Annotated in this window: 14 protein-coding genes; 13 read left to right on the top strand and 1 reads right to left on the bottom strand. The window is 54.4% G+C overall.

Translation table 11 applies throughout. The annotated features are described in order from the left end of the window. Nucleotides 1-78 precede the first annotated feature (78 nt). Entirely contained in the window at nucleotides 79-747 is a 669-nt protein-coding gene (locus MO767_RS07935; protein WP_282480068.1) for a hypothetical protein, read from the bottom strand. A 225-nt stretch (nucleotides 748-972) separates the two neighbouring features. Between MO767_RS07935 and MO767_RS07930 the strand changes: the two genes are divergently transcribed. From MO767_RS07930 to MO767_RS07870, 13 genes are all read left to right on the top strand, one after another. After that, nucleotides 973-2337, top strand: coding sequence for a hypothetical protein (locus MO767_RS07930; RefSeq protein WP_282480067.1), 1365 nt, complete (start codon nucleotides 973-975; stop codon nucleotides 2335-2337). 57 nt (nucleotides 2338-2394) lie between these two features. Further along, complete coding sequence (locus tag MO767_RS07925) at nucleotides 2395-2625, top strand: AlpA family transcriptional regulator (protein ID WP_282480066.1); 231 nt, start codon at nucleotides 2395-2397, stop codon at nucleotides 2623-2625. 372 nt (nucleotides 2626-2997) lie between these two features. Further along, nucleotides 2998-3699, top strand: a complete 702-nt coding sequence (locus tag MO767_RS07920; protein ID WP_282480065.1) for an inovirus Gp2 family protein — start codon at nucleotides 2998-3000, stop codon at nucleotides 3697-3699. A gap of 322 nt (nucleotides 3700-4021) precedes the next feature. Beyond that, a complete protein-coding gene (locus tag MO767_RS07915; protein WP_282480064.1) occupies nucleotides 4022-4915 on the top strand; it encodes a WYL domain-containing protein in 894 nt (297 codons plus the stop codon). Continuing rightward, nucleotides 4915-5694, top strand: a complete 780-nt coding sequence (locus MO767_RS07910) for a hypothetical protein (protein WP_282480063.1) — start codon at nucleotides 4915-4917, stop codon at nucleotides 5692-5694. The genes MO767_RS07915 and MO767_RS07910 overlap by 1 nt, the downstream gene beginning before the upstream one ends. Next, the gene (locus MO767_RS07905; RefSeq protein ID WP_282480062.1) at nucleotides 5687-6232 is read left to right on the top strand and encodes a BREX protein BrxB domain-containing protein; all 546 of its coding nucleotides are present in this window, start codon (nucleotides 5687-5689) and stop codon (nucleotides 6230-6232) included. The genes MO767_RS07910 and MO767_RS07905 overlap by 8 nt, the downstream gene beginning before the upstream one ends. Before the next feature lie 65 nt (nucleotides 6233-6297). After that, nucleotides 6298-9762 carry a BREX system P-loop protein BrxC gene (gene brxC, locus MO767_RS07900; RefSeq protein WP_282480061.1) on the top strand — a complete coding sequence of 1155 codons (3465 nt, stop codon included), beginning with the start codon at nucleotides 6298-6300 and terminating at the stop codon, nucleotides 9760-9762. Further along, nucleotides 9762-13223, top strand: coding sequence for a DNA methyltransferase (locus MO767_RS07895; protein WP_282480060.1), 3462 nt, complete (start codon nucleotides 9762-9764; stop codon nucleotides 13221-13223). The genes brxC and MO767_RS07895 overlap by 1 nt, the downstream gene beginning before the upstream one ends. Before the next feature lie 60 nt (nucleotides 13224-13283). Further along, complete coding sequence (locus MO767_RS07890; RefSeq protein ID WP_282480059.1) at nucleotides 13284-15020, top strand: DUF262 domain-containing protein; 1737 nt, start codon at nucleotides 13284-13286, stop codon at nucleotides 15018-15020. 31 nt (nucleotides 15021-15051) lie between these two features. Next, nucleotides 15052-17370: a BREX-1 system phosphatase PglZ type B gene (gene pglZ, locus MO767_RS07885; RefSeq protein ID WP_282480058.1), complete on the top strand. Its 2319-nt coding sequence runs from the start codon at nucleotides 15052-15054 to the stop codon at nucleotides 17368-17370. Next, on the top strand, nucleotides 17371-19419 hold the full coding sequence (gene brxL / locus MO767_RS07880; RefSeq protein ID WP_282480057.1) for a protease Lon-related BREX system protein BrxL: 2049 nt from the start codon (nucleotides 17371-17373) through the stop codon (nucleotides 19417-19419). A gap of 107 nt (nucleotides 19420-19526) precedes the next feature. Further along, a complete protein-coding gene (locus MO767_RS07875; protein ID WP_282480056.1) occupies nucleotides 19527-21626 on the top strand; it encodes a RecQ family ATP-dependent DNA helicase in 2100 nt (699 codons plus the stop codon). Further along, complete coding sequence (locus MO767_RS07870; RefSeq protein ID WP_282480055.1) at nucleotides 21623-22969, top strand: DNA-processing protein DprA; 1347 nt, start codon at nucleotides 21623-21625, stop codon at nucleotides 22967-22969. The genes MO767_RS07875 and MO767_RS07870 overlap by 4 nt, the downstream gene beginning before the upstream one ends. Nucleotides 22970-22982 lie beyond the last annotated feature (13 nt).

The raw sequence follows: 22982 nt of genomic DNA, 5'->3' as shown, positions 1-22982 counted from the left end.
TATGGAATACCACCATGCTGGATTTGAACTCAGGATGTCGCGTGTGGCTTGGATTGCTATTCTGGTTTTGGTAGCTCGTTACGTGGAGCGCTCGTTGGTCAGGTCGTCTCTGAAGGCGATGTAGCCTATAGCGTCTTTGAGGTCCTTCATTCTGGGCTCAACAAGCCCAGCGATATCTTCGTCGCTGGCTGTAGGTGGCTTTTCGTCAGGCCACATCAGCTCCCACCGGCTAAGAAGCTTTAGATATCGCTCTGCGTGTTTCAATGCCTCGTCCCGCTGAGCTGTCAGAGATGCAGCTACTTGGCCAGCAATTTTGCGCTCTCTTGAGACTGACTCCTTGAGCTGCTTTTCGTAATTCCTCTCGACTTCAGCAGCTTGCCCCTCCCGTTCTACAAGCGAAGCGATCACTGCCGTCTCGTTTGCATTGTACCGTTTGGCAATGGATCTCAGTTTCGTGATGGTTTCTTTGCCAAGCGTAAATGTAAGCGGTTTTCTACCGTTGCTGTCGGATCTGTAGCGACGCTGCCGGATGGCCCCCTGGAGCTTGATGACTAGCCCTGGTCTGTCCTCTTGGATCTGTCTGATGGCGACAACGGTGTTTTCATACGATGAGAACCGGTCAAACACATGCCCATCTAGCGATTCCAAATACCTAGCATCAAGTCGTTTCCTGAGGTAGTTGGCTGCCCATTCCCATTCATCATCCTGCTTGCGCAGCCACTTCAGCGATTTCTCATTTTCTGACATTCCATCCTCCGGCGGGCCGTTTGGGCTATGTACGTAAACCTGGCGCATGAGATGAATTTATACCGTCACTGTAACGATAGGCAACCGTTAGCTGTTTCGTTAGTAAAGCGTCATTGATTCGTTATTATAACGTTATGTTGCGTTATTTGAGATGTTATTGTTATAGGATGCCGTATATATAGGGTATATTTACGGTATAAAATTTGGTGATGCTAGGGGGGATGTATGCTTTCTAAGCCGCTTGGCGTGAGTCTCAGATTCTGTGAGCCGGATGCTAAGTTTTTCTTCGTGGCTTTCTGGGCGCGTTACGGCGCTGAGGCGCCTAAGCCTTCTTCGCTGAAGCAATTGGCTGAGGAGCTGAGGCTTTCGGCACAGGCCGTTTCAAAAGCTGTCGCTCAGCTGGTTGAAATGGCGGTGTTGCGTGTCGTCACGCAACCTGAAGGAAAGGGCCGGCCAAAGTGCGCCTACTCGGTGAGCAAAAGCGTTCAGGTGGAGCTGCGGGAGGTCGAGGAAAGGGAACTGATCCATCTCGACTTGATAGAGCAGGTTTTGGGTGGCGAACGTATCAGAGCAATCTGGCCTGGCTGGACCAGCGATCCGCAGGTTGCCTCAGAGCCTCGTGCCCGCTTGCAGGGGGAGAAACGAGTTGCGCCAGTGCGCACCGGGCAACTCAGTTTAGCAAATCGCTTACTTCTCATGATTTTACTGAGTCGCGCAGATCCGTTTGGGATTGTCAGGGGGCTGAGCAGCAAGGAGATCTGCTTGCTCACAGGGATGGACGGTGCTGCTCTGAAGCAGCGCTTGCGAAGGCTTACCGAGCTGGGGTTTATCCGGAGGCAGATACCAGGGGTCGCGAGCCCGATTTTTACTGAGAAGCTCAAGAGCATCTATTTACTGAACCTGAACCACCTTCAGCTTTCACCTGATCGTGATGTGGTTTGCACCGCAGTGCATCAGGGATTCGATGATCCGGCTATCGACTGTAAATTTATGCCTAGTGTCCGGTTCGATCGTGACTCCTTCTTAAAGCGCTTGGAACACTTGACACCTGTCAGTGTGCTGCGCCTTTTGAGGCGAGCTCCCAATCACGTATTTGATCAACTTGAGTTTTTTATCTGTGACTGCGTTTCGGGATTTTTGTCGCGCTGTTGGGTTGAGGCTGATCCTGTCAGCTGGAGAAAAAAGGTGCGCGGTGTTGATGTCACTGTGAAAGAGAGGGTGGTGGCTTTTTTCCGAGTGCCTATGTTTGACCCGAAAGGTAAGCCAGTCTTGGATCACGACGAAATTGTCGACTTTTTTCAGAGACTGATGTTCGATCTCGCCGACGAGTTTGTTCGGCGCTTTTCTCAGCTCTTGACCGTATCCTTTGCCGAGGCCAGATATATTTTGGTGCCGGCGCATATGCCGATTGGCCATCAATGCATTGCTCTCTTAATTCTGAGGTCTGCGGGTTCTGACATTGCCAATCATTGGACAATCACCAAGGGGGTCGGCGAACCAGTGGTGACATGTGTTTCGAGGGAGGTGGATATTCCATTGGAGCTGCGTGAGAAGTCGGGGCTGCTCACGTCGGCACGAGCACCTGAGTAATAGGCGGTTTTTTTATAAGCCTCCTGCACATCCTCTGAGCCATAGAGGAGCCTGCTCATGCGAATCATCCGATTAAAAGAAGTCATCGATTCGACAGGTCTTGCCCGGTCGACCATCTACAAATACATCGCGGAAGGCACCTTCCCGAAGCCCGTTTCGCTCGGCGACCGCTGCGTCGGTTGGGTAGACAGCGAGGTGCACGATTGGATCTTGGCAAGGATCGAGGAGCGTGATCTGGCAGAGGGCACTGCAGTACGGTCCACTGGCCACCTGAGTATGGCCAGCTAGAAACCAGCATAAGCGCCATGACCGGCTATGGCAGGTCATGGCGCTTATGCTGGTTAGGGCGGAATCCCCCGTCGGACGCCCCAGCAGGGCGAGCAATATGATGGTTTATTTCCGGAGTAGACCCCCTGGAGAAATTCACGGCGTGGCCGTGAAAAAACACCTCGCGATCACGGTGCAGCCGAGAGCATCATTTGCGGCACGAGTATTATGCTTTTACTAGCACTTCCTACCCGTAGGGTTCACCGGGTTGCTGAAGCGGGCTGCAAGCACTGACCACTACATATCCAGTCGAAGTCAGGCAGCAGTACGAGGTAACGGTTAAAAATTCCACATGATGAAGATCGGTATGAAACTCAACCAGGAGTCATGCCCATGCTTCGTCATCCCGATACCACCAGCCGCTACCCACTTCGTCATCCAGGTAACACCAATCTCCACCTGTACCGCCAACCGACCTACCGTGGTCTTCCCTTGATGGTCGACAAGGGGCCATTTGTAGACGAGTACCTATCCAGTCTCCTGGGCGTTATCCAAATGGCACTGACTCAGTATCCGAGGGTCATGGCATTCCGGGTGGATCTAACCCTGCCGAGGGATAAAGATCTGCCTGTCTACGCTAACACCAACAAGGTCATCAGCAGGTGTATCGAGTCCTTTAGCGCCAAGATCGAACACCACCGCAGTCAGCTGCGTGAGCAAAAGAAGGACACTCGTGATTGCAGGGTTCGCTATGCCTGGGCAAGGGAGGTTGGAATGATGGGAAGGCCGCACTACCACCTGGTATTCCTGCTGAATCATGATGCTTATCACAGGCCGGGGCGGCTGCAATCTGCGAGGCGAAATCTCGTTGCGCGTCTGCAGGAGGCGTGGGCTAGCGCGTTGGGGCTATCGGTCGATCAGGTCGAAGGGCTGGTTCACATAACAGACAATGCTACGTATCGGATATACCGGGACGTCCCCGAAGACAAGGTGGATGAGCTACCAGAGTTGTTCCGGCGAGCCAGCTACCTATGCAAGGAGGCTACGAAGTCCTACGGGGATCGTCAGCGTGGATTCGGCACCAGCAGGGGATAAATCAGATATCTGGCCTTGCAACGAGAAGGGAGGGTACCAACATGCCCGGCTTGGCTGAGCAATACATCCGTTTGTGGATGGTTGCAGATAGGTCGGGTAATACGGTTGTCTCAATCAGATCGCGCCCGTCGACAGCGCAATAGGGGCAGCATCTGGAATAAGGTGTGCTTTGACCATGGCTGCTAGGCCAGGACCTTTACTGCCTCAGGTTACTCTCTTGAGTATCGCCCATTTCCTAATTAGCTCTGGCTTGTCACTGTCGTCATCGTTATCATCATTTTTAGTATGACTGATTGCGTAGTTCAGACGAGGACATTGATAGATGCCGACGACGGCGACGGGTGAGACTTCACCAAACCAGCGCGAACGCCTGTGGCAGATCGACTTTCTGACACGCTTCAGAGGTCAGATTACAAGGCAGGACTTGGTGCAGCGCTTTGGTATTGCCCTGTCTAACGCCACCCGCGACTTTGCGCTTTATCGTCAGTTGGCACCGGACAATCTGGATTACGATCACAGCGACAAAGTCTATCGGCGCACTAGTCACTTCCAGCCACTGTTCACCTACGATCGTGAGCACACCCTGCAAACCTTAACCCTGGGTCAGGGGGTGGGCTTAGAAGCCTGCGCTCAGCCAATCCTTGTCGATGCTGCTCCTACGCTGAACCAACCTAACCTGGAAACACTGGCCGCTATGTCGCGGGCCATTTATGCCGGCAAAGCGTTGTCTATTGCTTACGTGTCGATTAGTAGTGGCGAAACATTCCGCGAAATTGTGCCTCACAGCTTGGTCAATACCGGTCTGCGCTGGCATGCCCGCGCCTATTGCCGCAATCATGCTGAGTTCAGGGATTTTGTTCTTACCCGCATAACAGCAGTGGATGGCACGGCAGCGCCGGTCAATATTCCAGTTGAATCCATCGCTCAGGATCACGACTGGCAAGCCATCGTCAGCCTTGAGCTGATCCCGCACCCCAGGGCAGCCTACACCCGTGCCATTGAACTGGATTACGGTCTCGAATCCGAGCAATGCATCAAACTGCCAGTTCGGGCAGCAATGGCCGGTTATCTGTTGCGGCGTTGGGGTGTCGACTGCAGCCCCGAGGCGACATTGAACCCCGAGGAATATCAACTGGCACTGCGTGACCCCAAGAGAGTCGCAAGCCAGGTCAGGCTGTCCATCGCTCCAGGTTTTTCTGTGGAGACCGGCTACTGATGAGCTCGACCGAGTCCCAACAAAAATTCGGCTTCAAGTTCGGCCGCAACGGAGCGCACTCCGCCCGCACCATGATGCTGGCAGAAATTACCGAGCTTTTTCATGGGCGCGTCGTTGAGGCTATCCCCGCGCAATACCAGGAAGATATTGAGCTATTCAACGTCCTGCATAAGCCAACCGAAAAGGCGCGCAAGCTGACCTGGCGTCATCTCGTCGACCTGTATGGCATGGATACCCATATCCCACTTTTCCGGATATTCCGTCGTCTGTGGGAAAACGACGAATCGGCAAGACCTATGCTCGCGTGTCAAATGGCACTCGCTCGGGACCCGTTGCTACGTCTGTCCCAAGGCAAAATCCTTTCGCTCGTGCCAGGCCAATGGTTGCCACGTGAATACATGGAGCAAGCGCTGGATGAGCAATGTCCAGACCGCTACAGCCCAGCGATGCTCAAATCTCTGGCGCAGAACGTCAACGGTACTTGGACTAATGCAGGTTTTCTCCAAGGGCGCAGCAAAAAGCACCGTGCCGAGCCAGATGTGCGTCCGGTCAACGTGGTGTTTGCCTTGTTCCTCGGTTATTTGCAGGGGGCAAGCGGCAACCGGCTATTTACCTGCGAGTGGACCCGCGTACTCGGCTGTCGCCTAGAACGGCTGCTGGAGTTGGCTCGTCTGGCTAGCTACAGCGGGCTGATTAACTTCAAACACTCCAGTGAAGTGGTGGAAGTGACCTTCCCCGACTACCTGAGCAAGGAAGAGGAGTCTTGGTTGCATGAGTAACAGACTGAACCGCCTTATCAAGAGTTACGCCAACCATATCAGCCTGCCTTGGATGAAGGGTTTGGCCAACGAGCAGCGAGTGTTATTCGCCGTTTATCACAAAGAGGACGAGCTCAAACTGCGCGCCAGGGTTGAAGAGTTTCGCCTGGCCACTGAAAGCACCGGCCACCTCTGGTTGGAGCTGGATATTACCCGTCTGTTCTCTGATTGGATGGCCAAGCAGAAATACCGCGAAGACTACTTTGAAGACCCAGACAGCCTAACGCCGAAGTACAAGACCTTCGTCCGCCAATCGGTGGAGGTGCTTGCGGAGCAAATCCAGACTAGGACCGACGACAAGACCCTGGTCGCTTTGGTTGGATGCGGCACTCTGTTTGGTTTTGCCTCGGTCTCTGACTTCGTCAAACAACTGGCTGAGCACGTTCCGGGGCGCTTGTTAGTGCTGTTCCCCGGCGAGTACAGAAACAACGGCTACAGCCTGCTCGATGCCCGCGACGGCTGGGGCTACCAGGCCACGGCGATCACCGCTGATAACTAAACACCGACGCATACAGAATTTAACGCTCAGATTGGCGCAGTAAGCGCAAAGGGAGTAGGCACAGGATGTTGAACCGCGAGATTTACCAGCTCGACCCCCAGCAAAATCGTCTGGAAAACAACGGCGTCGCCGAAGTAAAGGATGACCAGTCAGCGCAGGCACTCAAGACCCTGCGCTACGAGCTGCAAACTTTCGTCTGCGATGGTGAGTACCAAGCCGGTCTCGACAAGATTCTGTCTGCTTACCTGCGCAATTTGGGCAGCCAGCACGAACAGCCTGGCGTGTGGATCTCTGGCTTCTTCGGTTCTGGTAAATCGCACCTGGCCAAAATGCTGCGTGCGCTGTGGACTAATCAGCCGTTCAGCGATGGTGTCTCTGCCCGCGATATCGCCGATCTGCCACAAGAGGTCAAAGATCACTTCAAGGAGCTGAGCAACGCCGCCAACCGCCACGGCGGTCTGCATGCCGCCTCTGGTACGTTGGGCTCTGGCGCCAACAACAACGTCCGCCTGGCGCTGCTCAACATTGTGTTCAAATCCGCAGGCCTTCCAGAGCAGTACCATCAGGCCCGTTTTGTGCTGTGGCTGAAAAAGCAGGGTATTTTCGATCAGGTTAAAGCCAAGGTCGAAACAGCAGGTGACAGTTGGGACGACGAGCTGGAAGACCTCTACGTTTCCCGTAGCATCGCTGGAGCTCTGCTTGAGGTGGACAGCACCCTGGGTAACGACGTCAAAGAGGTGCGTCAGCTTCTGCGCGAGCAGTACCCTAATGTTCAGGATGTCACTAACCAGCAGATGGTCGATGCTATTTACGACGCCCTAGCCAAAGAAGGCCAGTTCCCGCTCACCCTGGTGGTACTCGATGAGGTGCAACAATATGTCGGCTCCGATACCGACAAGGCGCACCAGGTCCAGGAGGTGGTAGAAACCTGCTGCAAGCATTCGGTCTTTCAGAACAAGTTACTGTTTGTCGCCACAGGGCAAAGTGCTCTGTCCGGCATGCCTAATTTGCAGCGCCTGCTTGGCCGTTTCCAGATTCCGATTCAGTTGTCCGATACCGATGTCGAGTCGGTGATCCGCAAGGTCATCCTGCAGAAAAAAGCTTCGGCCAAGCCGCAGCTGGAGCAGGTACTGCAATCACACTTGGGCGAGATTTCACGTCAGCTGCGCGGCACCAAAATCGAGCACCACCAGGATGACGAAAAAGTCATGCTGGCCGATTACCCGCTGCTGCCGGTACGCCGCCGCTTCTGGGAGCGGGTGCTGCGTATCGTTGATACCACTGGGACCGTCTCGCAATTGCGTAACCAGCTCAAGGTCATTCACGAAGCCGCCCAGGCCACCGCCGACCTGCCGCTGGGCCATGTGGTGCCGGCTGACTTCATTTACAACCAGATCGCAGTCAATCTGCTGCAGACCGGCGTTATCTCCAAAGAAATTGCCGAAACCATTGGTCGCCTGTCCGCCGGCGATGCTGACGATAAGCTCAAGTCGCGCATTCTCGGTCTGGTGCTGCTGATCGGTAAATTGCCTTCCGATCCGACTGCTGACTGCGGGGTGCGGGCTACCGCCGACATGCTGGCTGACCTGCTCATTGATGACCTCAATAACGGCAAAGATTCCATTCGCACCAGTGTGCCCAAACTGCTTCAGGTATTGGCCGACGAAGGCCTGGTTATGCCTATGCAAACCAGCATCGGCACTGAGTTCCGCCTGCAAACTCAGGAGAGTGCGCAGTGGTACGACACTCTTCGACAGGAAGAAGCCGACCTGCGCGGCAATATGCAACGTATCGAAAATATCCGCGTAGACCTGTTGCACAAAGAACTGCGCCGCCAGGTAGCCCAGGTGCGTCTCACCCAGGGCAAGTGCAACGAGCCGCGCCAGGTTATCCCTTGCTTTGACTCCGAGCTGCCCAAAGACGCTAAAGAAAAAGTCTACGCCTGGGTACAGGACGGCTGGAGTATTGATGAAAAGAGCTTCTTTGCCGATGCACGCAGCCGCCAGCCGGGCGAGCCGACTATTTTCGTCTTTGTACCAGCGCGCAACCGATCCGAGCTGACCAGCGCGATCATTACTGAGAACGCCGCTCATGCCACTCTGGAAAAACGCGGCATCCCCAATACCGATGCCGGCAAAGATGCCCGTAGCGCCATGGAAACCCGCTACCGTGATGCGCAAAAGCAGGTACAAGCACTGCTGCGCGAAATTTTCGACGGCGTGCAAGTGCTTCAAGCCGGTGGTAACGAAGTAGACGGCAACACGATTGCCGACCGGGTAGAAACTGCGGCTAAAGCCTCGCTAATTCGCCTCTACCGCGACTTCGATGCCGCTGACCATACCGGCTGGGGTAAGGTGTATGACCGCGCCAGCAAAGAGGGTGGGCAAAATGCCCTGGAAGCACTGAGCTACAGCGGTGATGCCGAGCAGCAGCCCGTGTGCGCTGCCATTAAGCGCTATATCGGTGTGTCGAAAAAAGGTAACGAGATTCGTGAGCACTTTCTGGCTGCCCCATACGGCTGGCCGCAGGACGCCATCGACGGAGGCCTCACCATTCTGATGGCCACCGGCATTCTCATCGCCTACGACAACCGCAATAACATGGTTACCGCCACAACGCTGGATCGCAAGCAGATCACCCAAACCAGCTTTAAGCCGGAAAGCATCACCATCCGCCCTGTAGATCTGATCAAAATACGCGGTGTACTCAGCAGCAGCGGCATCGATTGTCAGCCCGGTGAAGAAGCTAGCAAGCTGCCACTTCTAGCTGAAAAAGGCCGTGAACTGTCCAAGCGCGCCGGGGGGGAAGCCCCTCTGCCGAAAATCCCCGACAGCCGTATTTTCGACGAGCTGGCGCGCCACTCCGGTAACGCACAACTCAAGCATGTACTGGATGAGCAAGATGCGATCAAAAAGGCGGTCAAGGAATGGGCCGCCACTGCCCTGCGCATCGAAGCACGGCGCAGTGATTGGGCGCTGCTCAAAAGCCTGCTCGACCTCAGTCGTGGTTTGTCTTTCCATGCCGCTATCCAGACCGAGGTGGATGCCATAGTCAGCCACCGGTCTTTGCTGGATGATCCCAATCCGGTATCTGGCTTGGTCCAGCAGTTGGTCAATAAGCTGCGCGATGCCATCCAGTTCCATGTGCAGGCCTATCAGGATCGGTATGCCGAGTACCTGGCCCAACTGCAAGCCGACAGTCACTGGCTGCAACTCAGCGAGCAGCAACAGAGCGACATCCTCGGCAAACGTAAACTGCTTACCTTGGCGCAACCGGCGCTTAACGACGCCGAGGCCATTATCGACAGCCTCAATGACGTCAGCCTGGAGCAGTGGACCGATCGCACCGAATCGCTGGCCAATAAATTCGATAACGCGCGCATGGAGGCCGTGCAGCTGCTGCAGCCCAAACTGCAGCGCATCAGCTTGCCACGCAAAACCTTTGAGACAGAGTCCGATGTCGACACTTGGCTGACTGAAGTCAAACAACAGATTCTCGACAAGCTCAATGATGGACCGGTGACCTTCTGATGATTCGACAGCCCCTCGACAAAGCCCTACGCCGTACCCTGGAAACCACCGTTGTCAGAGCCCGCGACATCGCCGAACAGGCTGCCACCCAGTCTCTAAAACGACTGGGCGTAGGTGATGCCAAACCGGCTGACTACCTGAGCGATGAGCAGCGCAAGCTGCGCACCCGCTTGCGCTCTCATGGCCGTCAGCTAGGTGATAGCAAAGATGCCAACGGCCAGCAATCTATCTACAAGCTTGTCACCGAAGTCGCCTACGAACATTGGCACCGCATGCTGTTTGCGCGCTTTCTGGAGCAGAACAGTCTACTTATGTATGACGAGCACACGTCGCTGACCTTGGCCGAATGTACCGAGCTGGTGCAAGACCCGGATGTGGCTCGCGACGAACTGGAACGCCACTGTCAAAGTGGCTGGGAGCTGGCTGGGGTGCTGGCCTCCAAGATGCTACCGCAGATCTTCCGCATCGACTCGCCGGTGTTCGAGCTGGAGTTTGCCCCTGAGCACCAGCGTAGCCTGGAGCAGTTGGTGATTGGCCTGGCCCTGGAAACCTTCCAGGCCCAGGACAGCCTTGGCTGGGTTTATCAGTTCTGGCAGAGCAAGCGCAAAGAAGAAGTCAACAAGTCCGAAGTGAAGATCGGTGCCGACGAGCTTTCGCCGGTGACCCAGCTGTTTACCGAACCCTATATGGTCAGCTTTCTGCTCGATAACAGTCTAGGGGCATGGTGGGCCGGGCAGCGCCTGAGTGACAGCGACTGGCAGCACGCCAATAGCGAACAGGAACTGCGCGACAAAGCCGCCATCCCGGGCGTGCCTTTGCGCTTTCTGCGCTTTGTTCAAGATGAGACAACCCAGCAATGGAAACCCGCCTCCGGCACCTTCGATGCATGGCCCAAACAGCTGAGTGAGTTGAAAGCCCTCGACCCGTGCTGTGGCTCAGGCCACTTTCTGGTCGCTGCCTTCTTGATGCTGGTACCCATGCGCATGCAGGCCGAAAACCTCATGGCCCAACAAGCTATTGACCGTGTGCTGAGTGAGAACCTGCATGGCCTGGAGTTGGATCAGCGCTGTGTGGAGTTGGCAGCCTTTGCTGTAGCGCTGGAAGCGTGGCGTTACTCGAACGCAGGTGGTTACCGCCCATTACCCGAGCTGCATTTGGCTTGCTCTGGTCTGGCGATTAGCACCTCTAAAGAGGAGTGGTTGTTACTGGCTCAAGATATTAGTGATCTGAGGGGCGTTCTTGGCGAGATTTATGAACATTTCAAAGATGCGCCAGTGCTCGGCAGCTTGATTAATCCGGAATTAAGTCTGGGTAAAGGTTCTCTTTTCGAATTAAAGTGGCAAGAAGTTGGCCCTCTCTTAACTAAAGCGTTGGCGAATGAAAAAAGTGACGAATATTCAGAGATGGGGGTAGTTGCCAAAGGGCTTTTTAAAGCGACGTCATTGTTGGCGGAGAAATATTCACTCATCCTTACGAATGTTCCATTTTTGGCAACAAGAAAACAGAATGATATTTTGCTGAGTTACTTGGAGAAGTATCATTATGATGAGCGGTTCGACTTAGCGGTAGCCATGATGTCTAGAATCTTGGCCCTGTTGTGCCCTGGAGGTGCTGCTTCAATTGTCACGCCACAAACATGGCATTACTTGAGCTCCTACAAGAGCTTTCGAGAACGTTTAGTTAATAATTACTTTCTGCGCTCATGCGTAAGGTTGGGCACTGGTGCATTTGAAACAATTTCTGGTCAAGTTGTCAATGCGAGCTTAACCATTGTTGTGAATTCAAACAAAAGTTGCGGCTCGCAGTACTCTGCGATAGATGTGTCTGAGGATAATTCTGTTCAGTTGAAGGCTCGCGGACTGATAGGTCGTAATTTTGCATTGGTTGGGCATGATGCTGTGGTGGCAACTAAAGACTTCCCAATATTGATGAAGGAGGAAAGCGGAGTAGAGAGCCTGGAAGATTTCAGCTCTGCCCTTGCTGGTGTCGCCACAGGCGATAGTCTGAGATTTTATAGAGCGATTTGGGAAGTTCAAAATCTGAAGCCAAACTATGAGTTTCTTCATGGGTCTTTGGAGAGAACATCGCACTGCGGTGGATTTTCTCAAGCGATACTTTGGGAGGAGGGGGAAGGGTCGCTCTATGAGTTTGTGCTGAGTATGAAACATCTTAACTCAGCTGCTCAAAGGTGGAAAACTGGGCAAGATGCATGGGGTAAGATGGGTGTTTCCGCATCTAGAATGGGCAACATAGTTCGAACGATCTATCGTGGCTCTATTTTTGATCAAAATCTTGCTGTGATCGTGCCTAAAAATGAGAGTGATCTTCCTGCAATTTGGGCTTATTGCGAATCAGACGAATATCTAAAGAACCTTAGAAATGCTAATCCAAATTTAGCAATTTCTTCCTCTACAGTAGCAGAGGTTCCTTTCGATCTTGATTACTGGGCTCGCATTGCCGAAGAGCGATATCCCAATGGGTTACCTCAAGCATATACCAATGACTCGACCCAATGGATCTTCCATGGCCACCCCTGCGGTTCGGTTATCTGGGACGAGCAGGCCAAGTGGACTGCCCACGGCGAACTGCGTGTTGATGATAGCGTGCTGCAAGTTGCGATTTCCCGTCTGCTTGGCTACCGCTGGCCGGCGGAGTTGGATGGAGAGATGGATCTGGCCGTAGAACAACGTGAGTGGGTAAAGAGCTGCCAGGCACTGGATGCCTATGTGGACGACGATGGCATAGTCTGCCTGCCCGCAGTGCGCGGCGAAAAAGCCGCCGACCAGCGCCTGGAAGCTCTGCTGCAAGCCGCCTACGGCAGTGCCTGGACCACGCCCCTGAAAAACCGTCTGCTGGAAACCGTCGGCAGCAAATCCCTCAGCTTGTGGCTACGCGATAAGTTCTTCGAACAGCACTGCAAAATGTTCCAGCACCGGCCATTTATCTGGCACATCTGGGACGGACTCAAAGACGGCTTCAGCGCCCTGGTCAACTACCACAAACTCGACAAGTCCGGCCTCGAACGGCTGATCTACACCTATCTAGGTGACTGGATCCGCACCCAGCAAGCCGGCATGGCCAACGGAGAAGACGGGGCTCAGGAACGGCTGCTTGCTGCCGAAGCGCTCAAGCACGAGCTTGAAGCTATCCTCGAAGGCGAAGCACCCTACGATATCTTCGTGCGCTGGAAGCCCCAGGCCGAACAACCCATCGGCTGGACCCCTGACCTAAACGACGGCGTGCGCCTCAACATCCGCCCATTCCTGAACGCTCGCAGTGTCGGCAAAAAAGGTGCGGGCATTCTGCGCTGGATGCCCAACATCAAATGGGCCAAAGACCGCGGCAAAGACGTCGAATCCGCCCCCTGGTACACCCTCGGCCTGCAATACGACGAAGGCGAGGGTGCCCGGATCAATGATCACCATTTGTCCTTGGCGGAAAAACAGGCGGCAAGGAGCTAGCCTATGATCAAGTCCGTTTACAACTACCCGGTTTCCACCCTGCTCGATATCGAGAGCGGGGTGGTTTATGCCATCCCGCGCTACCAGCGTGAGTACACTTGGAGCCGGGCGCAGTGGGATGCGCTGTTCGAAGATCTGTTGGACAACGAGCTGCATTATTTCCTCGGCTCGATCATCTGCATTAACCAGTCGCAAGATGCCCTGACGGTGCAAAGCCTGGAGCTGGTCGACGGACAACAGCGTATGACAACGCTATCTTTGCTGCTGGCGGCTGTCTATCAGAGCTACCGCACCCTGCCGAATCTGGGCATGGAACAGCAGATTGAGCTGTACAACCTCAAGCACAAACTGGTGCTGAAGAAAAAGTCGGATCAGCCACGCCTGATCCCTCAGGTGCAGAACAACAACCAACAGGACTACTTCGCGGTGCTCGGTCAAACCGGCATTTTGGACGATGTGGAGACTGTGCCGAATGCCGGAAACCGGCGAGTGATGAAAGCCTTCCGGCATTTTATCAGCCGCATTGAGCTGTACCTGGAGCACTGCGCTGACCCCATTGCCAGCTTGCAGGCCCTGTTGGAAAAAGTTAACACCGCCACTCTGGTTAAGATCGAGGTCGCCGGGCATTCCGATGCCTATACCCTGTTCGAGTCGCTGAACAATCGCGGTGTACCGCTGACGGCTATTGACCTGATCAAGAACAAGTTACTGGCAGTGCTGGAGTCCAAAGACCCTGGCAGCATCGACAAGCAGTACAACCGTTGGAAAAAGGTGATTGACGCCCTGGGTGATGACTACGCCGTGCAGGAGCGCTTCTTCCGCCAGTATTACAACGCCTTCAAACCCGATTTGAAGGATGTCATTTCAGTACCGGTGGCTACCAAGTCGAACCTAATGCAGGTGTATGAAAAGCTGATCGCGCATAATGCCGAGGGCTTTCTGCATGCCATGATTCGTCTGTCCAACAGCTATGCTCAGATTGTTGGCTACCGTGCAGTGCCAGATCAGCCCAAGCTTTCCAACCTGCTGCTCTCGTTGGATCGTATCCAGGGTGCCGCTGCTTATCTGCTGCTGATGGTGCTGATGGAGCGGCAAACCGAGTTGGAGCTGCAACAAGAACACCTGGAACAGATTGTGGGCTTCTTGATTGCCTTCTTTGTTCGCCGCAACACGACAGACCTGCCGCCTACCCGTGATCTGACCCGTATTTTCATGGATGTGGCTGAGGCGATCCTGGCGCTGCGTGCTGGCGATGTGGTCAGTCATATTCAGCACAGGCTCAAAGCCGATAGCGCCAGTGATGAGCAGTTCGAGAAAAGCCTCAAAGGTCCTATCTACGAGGACAACAAAGCGGTCTGCCGCTTTGTGCTCTGCGCCCTTGAAGAAAGCCGCATGACCCGCGAAACCCAGGTCGATTTGTGGGTTCTGAAAGGCAAGCAGTACGTCTGGACCATCGAGCATATCTTCCCCCAGGGCGAAAACATCCCCAGCTGTTGGGTACAGATGATTGCCTATGGCGATGCTAGCTTGGCCGAGCAACACCGCCAGACTTACGCCCATTGCCTGGGCAACCTTACTATTTCTGGCTACAACAGTGCACTGGGCAACAAGAGCTTTGATGAGAAGAAGAGCCGGGCTGATAGCCAAGGCCGCAAGGTGGGCTACAACAACGGCCTCTATTTGAACCAAGCGCTGGCTACTGAGAGCAGTTGGACCGTGGAGAAGCTGAAGGCGAGGACGGAGCAGCTGGTGCAAGAGGTGCTGGGGAAGTATCCGTTGGTGGTTACCGCGACATGACCCAGGCCTTTAACGAATTCCAAGGAATGCCATGAAACTGATCGATTTGCTGGCCACCGAGATCCGCGGAAGCGCAGCCTACAACACCAATGTGCAAGTCGCGCCCAGCGTGATCCTCTGGACAGACAAGCTGTGCCAGTGGGCGCCCGCACTGCCTCTATTACAGGCTGCGATGCCGGAGCTGATCGTGTTGGGTGACTATGCGCCTCAGAAAAAGACCGGGCCGGCTATTTGGATCAAGTGTGTGGTCGATGGCGTTTTACCTGAAATTGTATTGCCGTCTGATCGAACTCCGATAGTGTATTTGCCCGGCGTGGAGCGCCGCGACTTGCGCGCTATTGGTTCCTGTCCGGATGCCCTTAAGCCGCTAGCTGAGCTGCAATATCGAGGGTGTTGGTGGATTTACAGCAACTCAGGTCGAGACTGGACGGTGAATGCCTTCCTGGTTTCTATTAACGGTGGCGTAGGACTGGATGTGGCCAAAGACGAAAAAGCCCAACAGGCCATGCTGCGTGTTCTGCCTGAAATTCTTGAAAATGAGCGCGAAGAACTGAGCAACCGACGCCTAGAGGCGGCAGACTTCAATAAGCTGGTGAGCAGCGACCCGGTGCGTGATCTGCTCAGTTGGATGAATGACAGCAAGAGCTGCCGTGAGCGCTGGGATGCCTCGCGTTGGCAGGCCCTGGCCGGGATCTGTGAAACCGAGTATCACTTCAGCCCTGAACAAGACGGTGTGCTAACCGCTGCCGAGCTGCTGTGCCAGAATCAGGGTATTTGGCACAGTGTTTGGCAGCGCTACACCGAGTCTTGTCAGCATTACCCGCATTTACCGGAGTTGTTGCTGAAAGTGCAGCCGGATCTTGCTGCTGATGGCGCTAGCTATCCGGCTATCAATGCCAGTGAAGAGAAAGATCTCGAACTATCACTCCAGCAACTGTTGCGAGAAGGATGCGATAAGGCCCGGCAGAGCCTTAAGACTCTGGAGCAGCGACATGCTAAGCGGCGCAGTTGGGTATGGTCAGAGCTTGATCTGGCTCCTTTGGCCGGCGCGCTTAGGCATTTGAGCCAGGTGGCTGAAAAAACGGCCAAGGTGTTTTCAGGTTCTGATGCGGATGAAATGGCCGTGCAGTACCGGGAGCAATACTGGCAGGCAGACAATCAGGTACTCAAAGCCTTGGCTTGCCCATTACCGGCGCGCCAACAAGTGCTGGTGCAGCAAGTTCTAGCGCTGATTTACACGCCATGGCTGGATGAGGTGACACGCAATTTCCAAGGCTTGGTCCGGTCGAAGGGGTATCCGGGCAGCAACCAGGTCAATGAAGCCACAGCTGAGTATGCGGTGGCTGGCGAGGTGGTTTTCTTTGTCGACGGCCTGCGTTACGACATTGCCCAGAGACTGAATCAGGCGCTGCGGCACTTGGGTGATGTGCGGCTCTCGGCAACTTGGGCGGCCTTGCCTTCGGTAACCGCAACATCTAAAGCGGCGATTACACCGGTGCATGATCGCCTGACCGGCAGAACCACTGACCGCGACTTTGAGCCCAGCTTACTGGACAACGATACGGATTTCTCTAGCTACTACCTGAAGAAGTTTTTGCAGGAAAAAGGCTGGCAGTATTTGGAAGAGGGGGATTCGGGCGACCCGACTTCCAATGCCTGGGTACAAAGCGGCGATATCGACAAAGAAGGTCATGTAAAAGGTCTAAAGCTGGCTGCCCGGATTGATACCTTGCTGGCCGAGGTGCAGGAGCGGGTTGAGGAACTTCTGGCTGCAGGTTGGCGCAAGATCCGTATCGTCACCGACCACGGTTGGATGCTGACCCCTGCACCTATGGCCAAGGTCGAACTGGCCAAGCATTTAACTGAAACTCGCTGGGGCCGCTGTGCGGTTATCAAAGACTCTGTCGATAGTGGTTATCAGCAGGTCGGTTGGTACTGGAACAGCGCTGTCAGCATCGCCATGGCCCCAGGCGCCTGTAGCTTCAAAGCCGGACAACATTACGACCACGGTGGTCTGAGCTTGCAGGAATGTTTGACGCCGGTAATTGAAGTTCGCAGTACGCAGAGTCCCGCCACGAGCGCTACCACCTCAGCCACGCTTTCTGATCTGCGTTGGCTTGGGCTCACGTGCAAGGTCCAGGCGCAGACTGCATCCGAGTCGGTGATGGCGGTGCTCAGAACGCATGCGGCCGATGCAGGCTCTGAAATAAGTAAGCGCAAGCCCCTAAAAGATGGGAAGTGCAGCCTGATGTTGGATGACCAGTACGAGCATACGTCCGCCGTGCTGGTGCTGCTGGATGAGCAAGGCAACGTTTTAGCGAAGCTACCGACGCTAGTAGGAGGCGAATAAGTGGAATTGGATTTATTGGATAACAAAGCGGCCTCGACCTTTGAAGGCTACATCGTGCGCAAAGATCTGGTTAGGACCTTTGCCCGCCAATTCCCGGTTCCGACCTATGTTGTCGAATTTATGTTGGGCAGGTACTGCGCATCTACCGATCCTGTTGAAATTGAGGAGGGGTTGGAGATCGTCCAGCGACAGCTCTCGGATCGCACTGTGCGTGCTGGCGAGGAGGAACTGTTTAAGGCGCGCGCGTATAAAACGGGCTCGGCCAAACTGATCGATATTGTCAGCGTGCGCTTTGTTGAAAAAGAAGGTGGCTACCTTGCCTCGCTACCCAGCTTGAACCTCAGCCGAGTTCGCATCCCAGATAAAGTTGTCGACGATAACGAGCGTCTGCTGACCGGGGGCTTCTATGCTGAGGTGACGTTAACGTACGACAGCGTCATTGCGGAAGAGAAAGGCAACGCCTTCGGTATTGCCGAGTTGCGCCCCATCCAGATGTCCAATCGCAATGTGCTGGATGTAATGGCCGAGGCACGAACTCAATTCAGCAGCGAAGAGTGGCGGGATTTTCTGGTTCGCTCGATCGGTTTGGAGCCAAGTGAGCTCTCACAGCGTGCCAAGGACGCCATCCTACTCCGGATGGTTCCGTTCGTTGAACGCAACTACAACATGGTTGAGCTTGGGCCGCGTGGCACAGGTAAGAGTCACTTGTTCCAGCAAGTTTCGCCTTATTCCCACCTGATTTCCGGCGGCAAAGCCACCATCGCCAAAATGTTTGTGAACAATGCCAACGGCCAGCGCGGCTTGGTCTGTCAGTACGACGTCGTTTGCTTTGACGAGGTCAGCGGCATCTCTTTCGACACCAAGGAAGGGATAAACATTATGAAGGGCTACATGGAGTCCGGCGAGTTCAGCCGTGGCAAGGAAAGCATTCGAGCCGATGGCTCCATGGTGTTTGTCGGTAACTTCGATGTCGATGTAGAGCATCAGCAGCGCGTAGGCCATTTGTTTGGCCCGCTGCCCGCGGAAATGCGTGACGACACGGCCTGGATGGATCGCATCCATTGCTACCTGCCTGGCTGGGATGTGCCCAAAATGAATAAAAATCTGACCACCGACCATTTTGGTCTGGTCAGTGATTTTTTCTCCGAATGCATGAGCCGCTTGCGTTTTCAGAGCCGTGTGTCCGCTATGCAGAATCGCGTTCACTTAGGTGGGGCGCTGAGTGGCCGAGACACCAACGCGGTTAACAAGACCGTCTCAGGTCTGCTCAAGCTGATGTACCCGGATCAGGAAATGGCTGTCTCCGACGAAGATCTTGAGTGGGCAACCCGTCTGGGGCTGGAGGTGCGCCGACGGGTCAAAGAACAGCAAAAGCGCGTCGGTGCTGCCGAGTTCCGCAACACGCATTTTAGCTATTTCATTGGCGCCGACGGTGTGGAGAAGTTTGTTGCCACACCGGAGCTGCGCGCTAACAACGAAATTGGTGATGATCCACTGGAACCAGGCCAAATCTGGGCTATCAGCGAAGGCGGTGCCGACATTGACGATAATGCTGGTCTCTATCGCATAGAGGTGAATGAAGGCCCAGGCTCTGGTGTGCGTATTCTCAATAACCCGGCACCTGCAGCTTTCAAAGAGTCATTGCGCTATGCAGAACAGAATCTGTATTCCAGGGCAACTCAGCTCATTGGTGACCGCGACCCACGTGCCCACGAATTCTCCGTGCAACTCAGAGGCTTTGACGCCGCTAAGCGTGGTTCCAAGCTAGGCATGGCAGCGCTGATTGCCATGTGCAGCAGCCTGCTGAAAAAATCGGTAAAGGGCGGTCTGATCGTAGTCGGCGAAATCAACCTGGGTGGCTCCATCGAACCGATCAGCAGCGCTGTAAATATCGCTGAACTGGCAGTTGAAAAGGGAGCCAGTGCGCTGCTAATGCCGGTAACCGCTAGGCGCCAGCTGTACGACTTGTCTGATGACATGGCAACGAAGATCGACATCCAGTTCTACCAGGATGCACGTGATGCGTTGTTGAAGGCGATTGTTGAGTAGGTTCGGTGTCGAACAAGCCAGACATGAATCTGGGCGTATCGGCAGTCAGAGTGCATTGAATAAATGAATTGTTCCCAGGAAATTTTCCCAAGAAAAGGATTTTCACTATGAAACAAGACGAAGCCGAACAACTCCTTAAAGTCGCTATCGCCGATCAGGGCGCAAAGTTCCGGGACGGGCAATGGGAGGCCATTGACGCCTTGGTGAACCAGCGCAAGAAAATGCTGGTTGTGCAACGTACAGGATGGGGCAAAAGCTCCGTTTACTTCATCAGCACGCGCATCCTGCGCGAGCGTGGGCAGGGGCCGACGATTATCATCTCGCCCTTGCTGGCGCTGATGCGTAACCAGATAGAGGCGGCTCGCCGACTTGGCATTTGTGCGATCACCATCAACTCAACCAATCCACATGAGTGGGAGCAGGCTCGCCGAGCTGTACTCGCCAATCAGGTTGACTGCTTATTGATCTCACCGGAACGACTGGCGAACGATGGCTTTATGGAAAATATCCTGCAGCCCATCGCTGACCGTATTGGGCTGATGGTGATTGATGAGGCGCACTGTATTTCGGACTGGGGGCATGACTTCCGGCCAGACTACCGGCGCATCGTTAATATTCTGCGTTTCCTCCCAGCCAATACGCCGGTGCTGGGTACTACGGCCACAGCTAACGACCGGGTGGTTAAAGACATTCAGGCGCAGTTTGGTGATATCGCTATCGTGCGCGGTACCTTGGTGCGAGAAAGTCTAGCGCTGCAGAATCTGCGAATATCTGATAAGGCGACACGTCTGGCATGGCTGGCGGAGAATATTCCAAGGTTGCCCGGTACAGGCATTATTTATGCCCTTACTCAGCGTGATGCCGATCAGGTGGCGCGCTGGCTACGGGCCAAGGGGATTCAGGCATCGGCCTATCACAGTGATGTATCGCATCAGCAATTCGCCAACAGTGACCAGTACCGTCAGCATCTAGAGGATGCGTTGCTGGCAAACGAGATGAAGGTGTTGGTGGCTACTTCGGCGCTGGGCATGGGATATGACAAGCCGGATCTCGGTTTTGTCATCCACTACCAAGCACCAGGCTCAATCGTTGCTTACTATCAGCAGGTAGGACGTGCTGGGCGTGCTATTGATTATTCGCTGGGCCTGCTGATGTCGGGTGACGAGGATGAGAAGATTCATGATTTCTTCCGGCGTTCGGCTTTCCCTCCCTCTGGCCAAGTTCGGCACTTGCTGGCTGTACTTGCTGATTTCGATGGGCTGACGCTCCGGGAGTTGGAGGAGCACAGCAATCTCGCCAAAGGGCAGATTGAAAAAATCCTTAAAATTCTCAGCGTGGAAAACCCTGCACCGCTGATTAAGGGAGGCAGCAAATGGTACCGAACTCCAATTCATTTCGACTTGGACGAGGATCGTATTCAGCAACTCACTGAATTACGTGAGCTTGAGTGGCTGCAGGTCAAAGCCTATCTTGATGAGCCCCGTTGCCTGATGGCTTTCTTGCGCAGTGCTTTGGATGACCCTGAACACGCGGATTGCGGTAAATGTGCCAACTGTATTGGTAAAGCGTTAGTGCCCGCCGATGTGGATAGCAAACTTCTCGTGCATGAGGCTGCAAGATTTATTCGGCAAGCTGAGCTCCCCATTAAACCCAAGAAAGAAGTCGCTAAGGACGCTTTCCGTCAATATGGCTTTCCGTTCAGACTGCCGCAGGAGCTGCAGGCGAATGAGGGGCGTGTACTCTCGCAGTGGCGCGATGGTGGTTGGGGAGAGCTGGCTGCAGACGGCAAGGACAACGGACATTTCGATGAAGCATTGGTACAGGCCATGGCCGAAATGATTCGAGCTCGCTGGCGGCCGACTCCTGAGCCCGCTTGGGTGTGCTGCGTGCCCTCCCTTGGGCATCCAACCTTAGTTCCTGATTTTGCTCGCAGGCTGGCTGTTGCTCTGGGTGTCCCATTTGTCGACTGCATTAGTAAGATCAAGAAAAACGAGCCACAAAAGTGGCAGAACAATCGTTTCCATCAGTGTCGAAATCTTGATGGGGTGTTCGCAGTAAGCGAAAGCATCCCTTCCGGCCCAGTATTATTGATCGATGACATGATCGATTCGGGCTGGACTATGACGGTTATTGCTGCACTGCTTCGGCGGGTGGGCAGTGGACCGGTTTATCCGCTAGCAATCTCCTCTACGGCAAGTAAGACATGATCAATACCACGACTCAGTCCATCCTGCTGCTGACTTCCTACTTCTCGAAGTCAGTAGGCGACGCAAAGCCGCTTACCCCTACTGAGTGGGGGCGCTTTGCAGTCTGGCTCAATGAGCAGGGAAAGACCCCCGCTGATCTGGTTACGTCCGAGCCGTGCGGGGTGTTACAGGGATGGCAAGATGACAAAATCTCGCTGGAGCGAATCGAGCAGTTGCTTGGGCGTGGTCATGCGCTGGCGCTGGCGCTGGAGAAATGGAGTCGTGTGGGAATATGGGTCCTAACCCGCTCGGATGCCGACTACCCCAAACTACTTAAGCATCAGCTACGAAACAATGCGCCGCCTGTGCTGTTTGGATGCGGCAATGCGCGCTTGCTTAATCAGGGTGGCGTATCCGTAGTCGGTGCTCGTAATGCAAGCGAGGCTGATCTGGATTATGCCAAGGCATTGGGGAAACGAATTGCTGTTGCTGGGCAGTCTGTGGTCTCCGGTGGTGCTCGCGGAGTAGATGAGGCTGCGATGCTGGGCGGATTGATCCAAGAGGGCACGGTTATAGGTGTTATGGCGGATAGCTTGCTGAAAGCTGCAATGGCCAGTAAATGGAGGCAGGGGTTGATGAATAACAATCTCGTGCTGGTTTCTCCGTTCTATCCCGAGGCCGGTTTCAATGCGGGCAATGCTATGGCCCGTAACAAGTACATTTACTGTCTGAGTCGCGCTGCGGTTGTGGTTCGTTCCGATATCAAGGGCGGAACCTGGAGCGGGGCCATTGAAAATTTGAAAAAGGCTTGGGTGCCTCTTTGGGTAAAAAGAGACCAGGATACTCAGTCCGGTAATCGGATGCTCGTGACTGAAGGTGGACAATGGTTGGATGGCGAGGCTGAGCAGTTAGATGTGCAAGCTTTGTCTATGCCCCTTAATTCAACAACCCCACGGACTTTTGATAGCGAGGCTGTTTCCACGGAAGTTGAGCTATCTAGTCTGAGCCATACCAGCACAGAAACAGAGTTACAAACTTCACTAGTAACTGCCCCGTCCCGGGAAAAACCCAAAGCATCGGCTGAAAGTCCTCTTGGTCTTACCGAGTTGAGCTTTTATCAGTTTTTCCTCGAGAAGCTGAAACGCCTTGGGCGAGCAGCGACGATTGATGAGCTGGTTGCCCAATGGGAGTTGCCCAAGAAGCAGATCACAGAGTGGCTTAAGACATCAGTCGATGAGGGTGCGGTACAGAAATTAGCCAAACCGGTGCGTTACCAACATCTAAAAGTTTCGAACGCTGAGAGTCAACCTCGCGCAACTTCAGATAGTGCTTCTGCCGGTCAAATGGGGCTCGGCCTCGATTGATCGCCGAATCCCA

The organism is Pseudomonas sp. UYIF39 (assembly GCF_029963765.1).
Classification (GTDB): domain Bacteria; phylum Pseudomonadota; class Gammaproteobacteria; order Pseudomonadales; family Pseudomonadaceae; genus Aquipseudomonas.
Note: the sequence above shows the minus strand (reverse complement) of the source record. Positions and strands in the feature narration are given on the sequence as shown.

Bases quoted from the DNA above. Each gene is read 5' to 3' on its own strand.
- MO767_RS07935 (WP_282480068.1), bottom strand. From the start codon at position 747: ATGTCAGAAAATGAGAAATCGCTGAAGTGGCTGCGCAAGCAGGATGAT.
- MO767_RS07930 (WP_282480067.1), top strand. From the start codon at position 973: ATGCTTTCTAAGCCGCTTGGCGTGAGTCTCAGATTCTGTGAGCCGGAT.
- MO767_RS07925 (WP_282480066.1), top strand. From the start codon at position 2,395: ATGCGAATCATCCGATTAAAAGAAGTCATCGATTCGACAGGTCTTGCC.
- MO767_RS07920 (WP_282480065.1), top strand. From the start codon at position 2,998: ATGCTTCGTCATCCCGATACCACCAGCCGCTACCCACTTCGTCATCCA.
- MO767_RS07915 (WP_282480064.1), top strand. From the start codon at position 4,022: ATGCCGACGACGGCGACGGGTGAGACTTCACCAAACCAGCGCGAACGC.
- MO767_RS07910 (WP_282480063.1), top strand. From the start codon at position 4,915: ATGAGCTCGACCGAGTCCCAACAAAAATTCGGCTTCAAGTTCGGCCGC.
- MO767_RS07905 (WP_282480062.1), top strand. From the start codon at position 5,687: ATGAGTAACAGACTGAACCGCCTTATCAAGAGTTACGCCAACCATATC.
- brxC (WP_282480061.1), top strand. From the start codon at position 6,298: ATGTTGAACCGCGAGATTTACCAGCTCGACCCCCAGCAAAATCGTCTG.
- MO767_RS07895 (WP_282480060.1), top strand. From the start codon at position 9,762: ATGATTCGACAGCCCCTCGACAAAGCCCTACGCCGTACCCTGGAAACC.
- pglZ (WP_282480058.1), top strand. From the start codon at position 15,052: ATGAAACTGATCGATTTGCTGGCCACCGAGATCCGCGGAAGCGCAGCC.
- MO767_RS07875 (WP_282480056.1), top strand. From the start codon at position 19,527: ATGAAACAAGACGAAGCCGAACAACTCCTTAAAGTCGCTATCGCCGAT.
- MO767_RS07870 (WP_282480055.1), top strand. From the start codon at position 21,623: ATGATCAATACCACGACTCAGTCCATCCTGCTGCTGACTTCCTACTTC.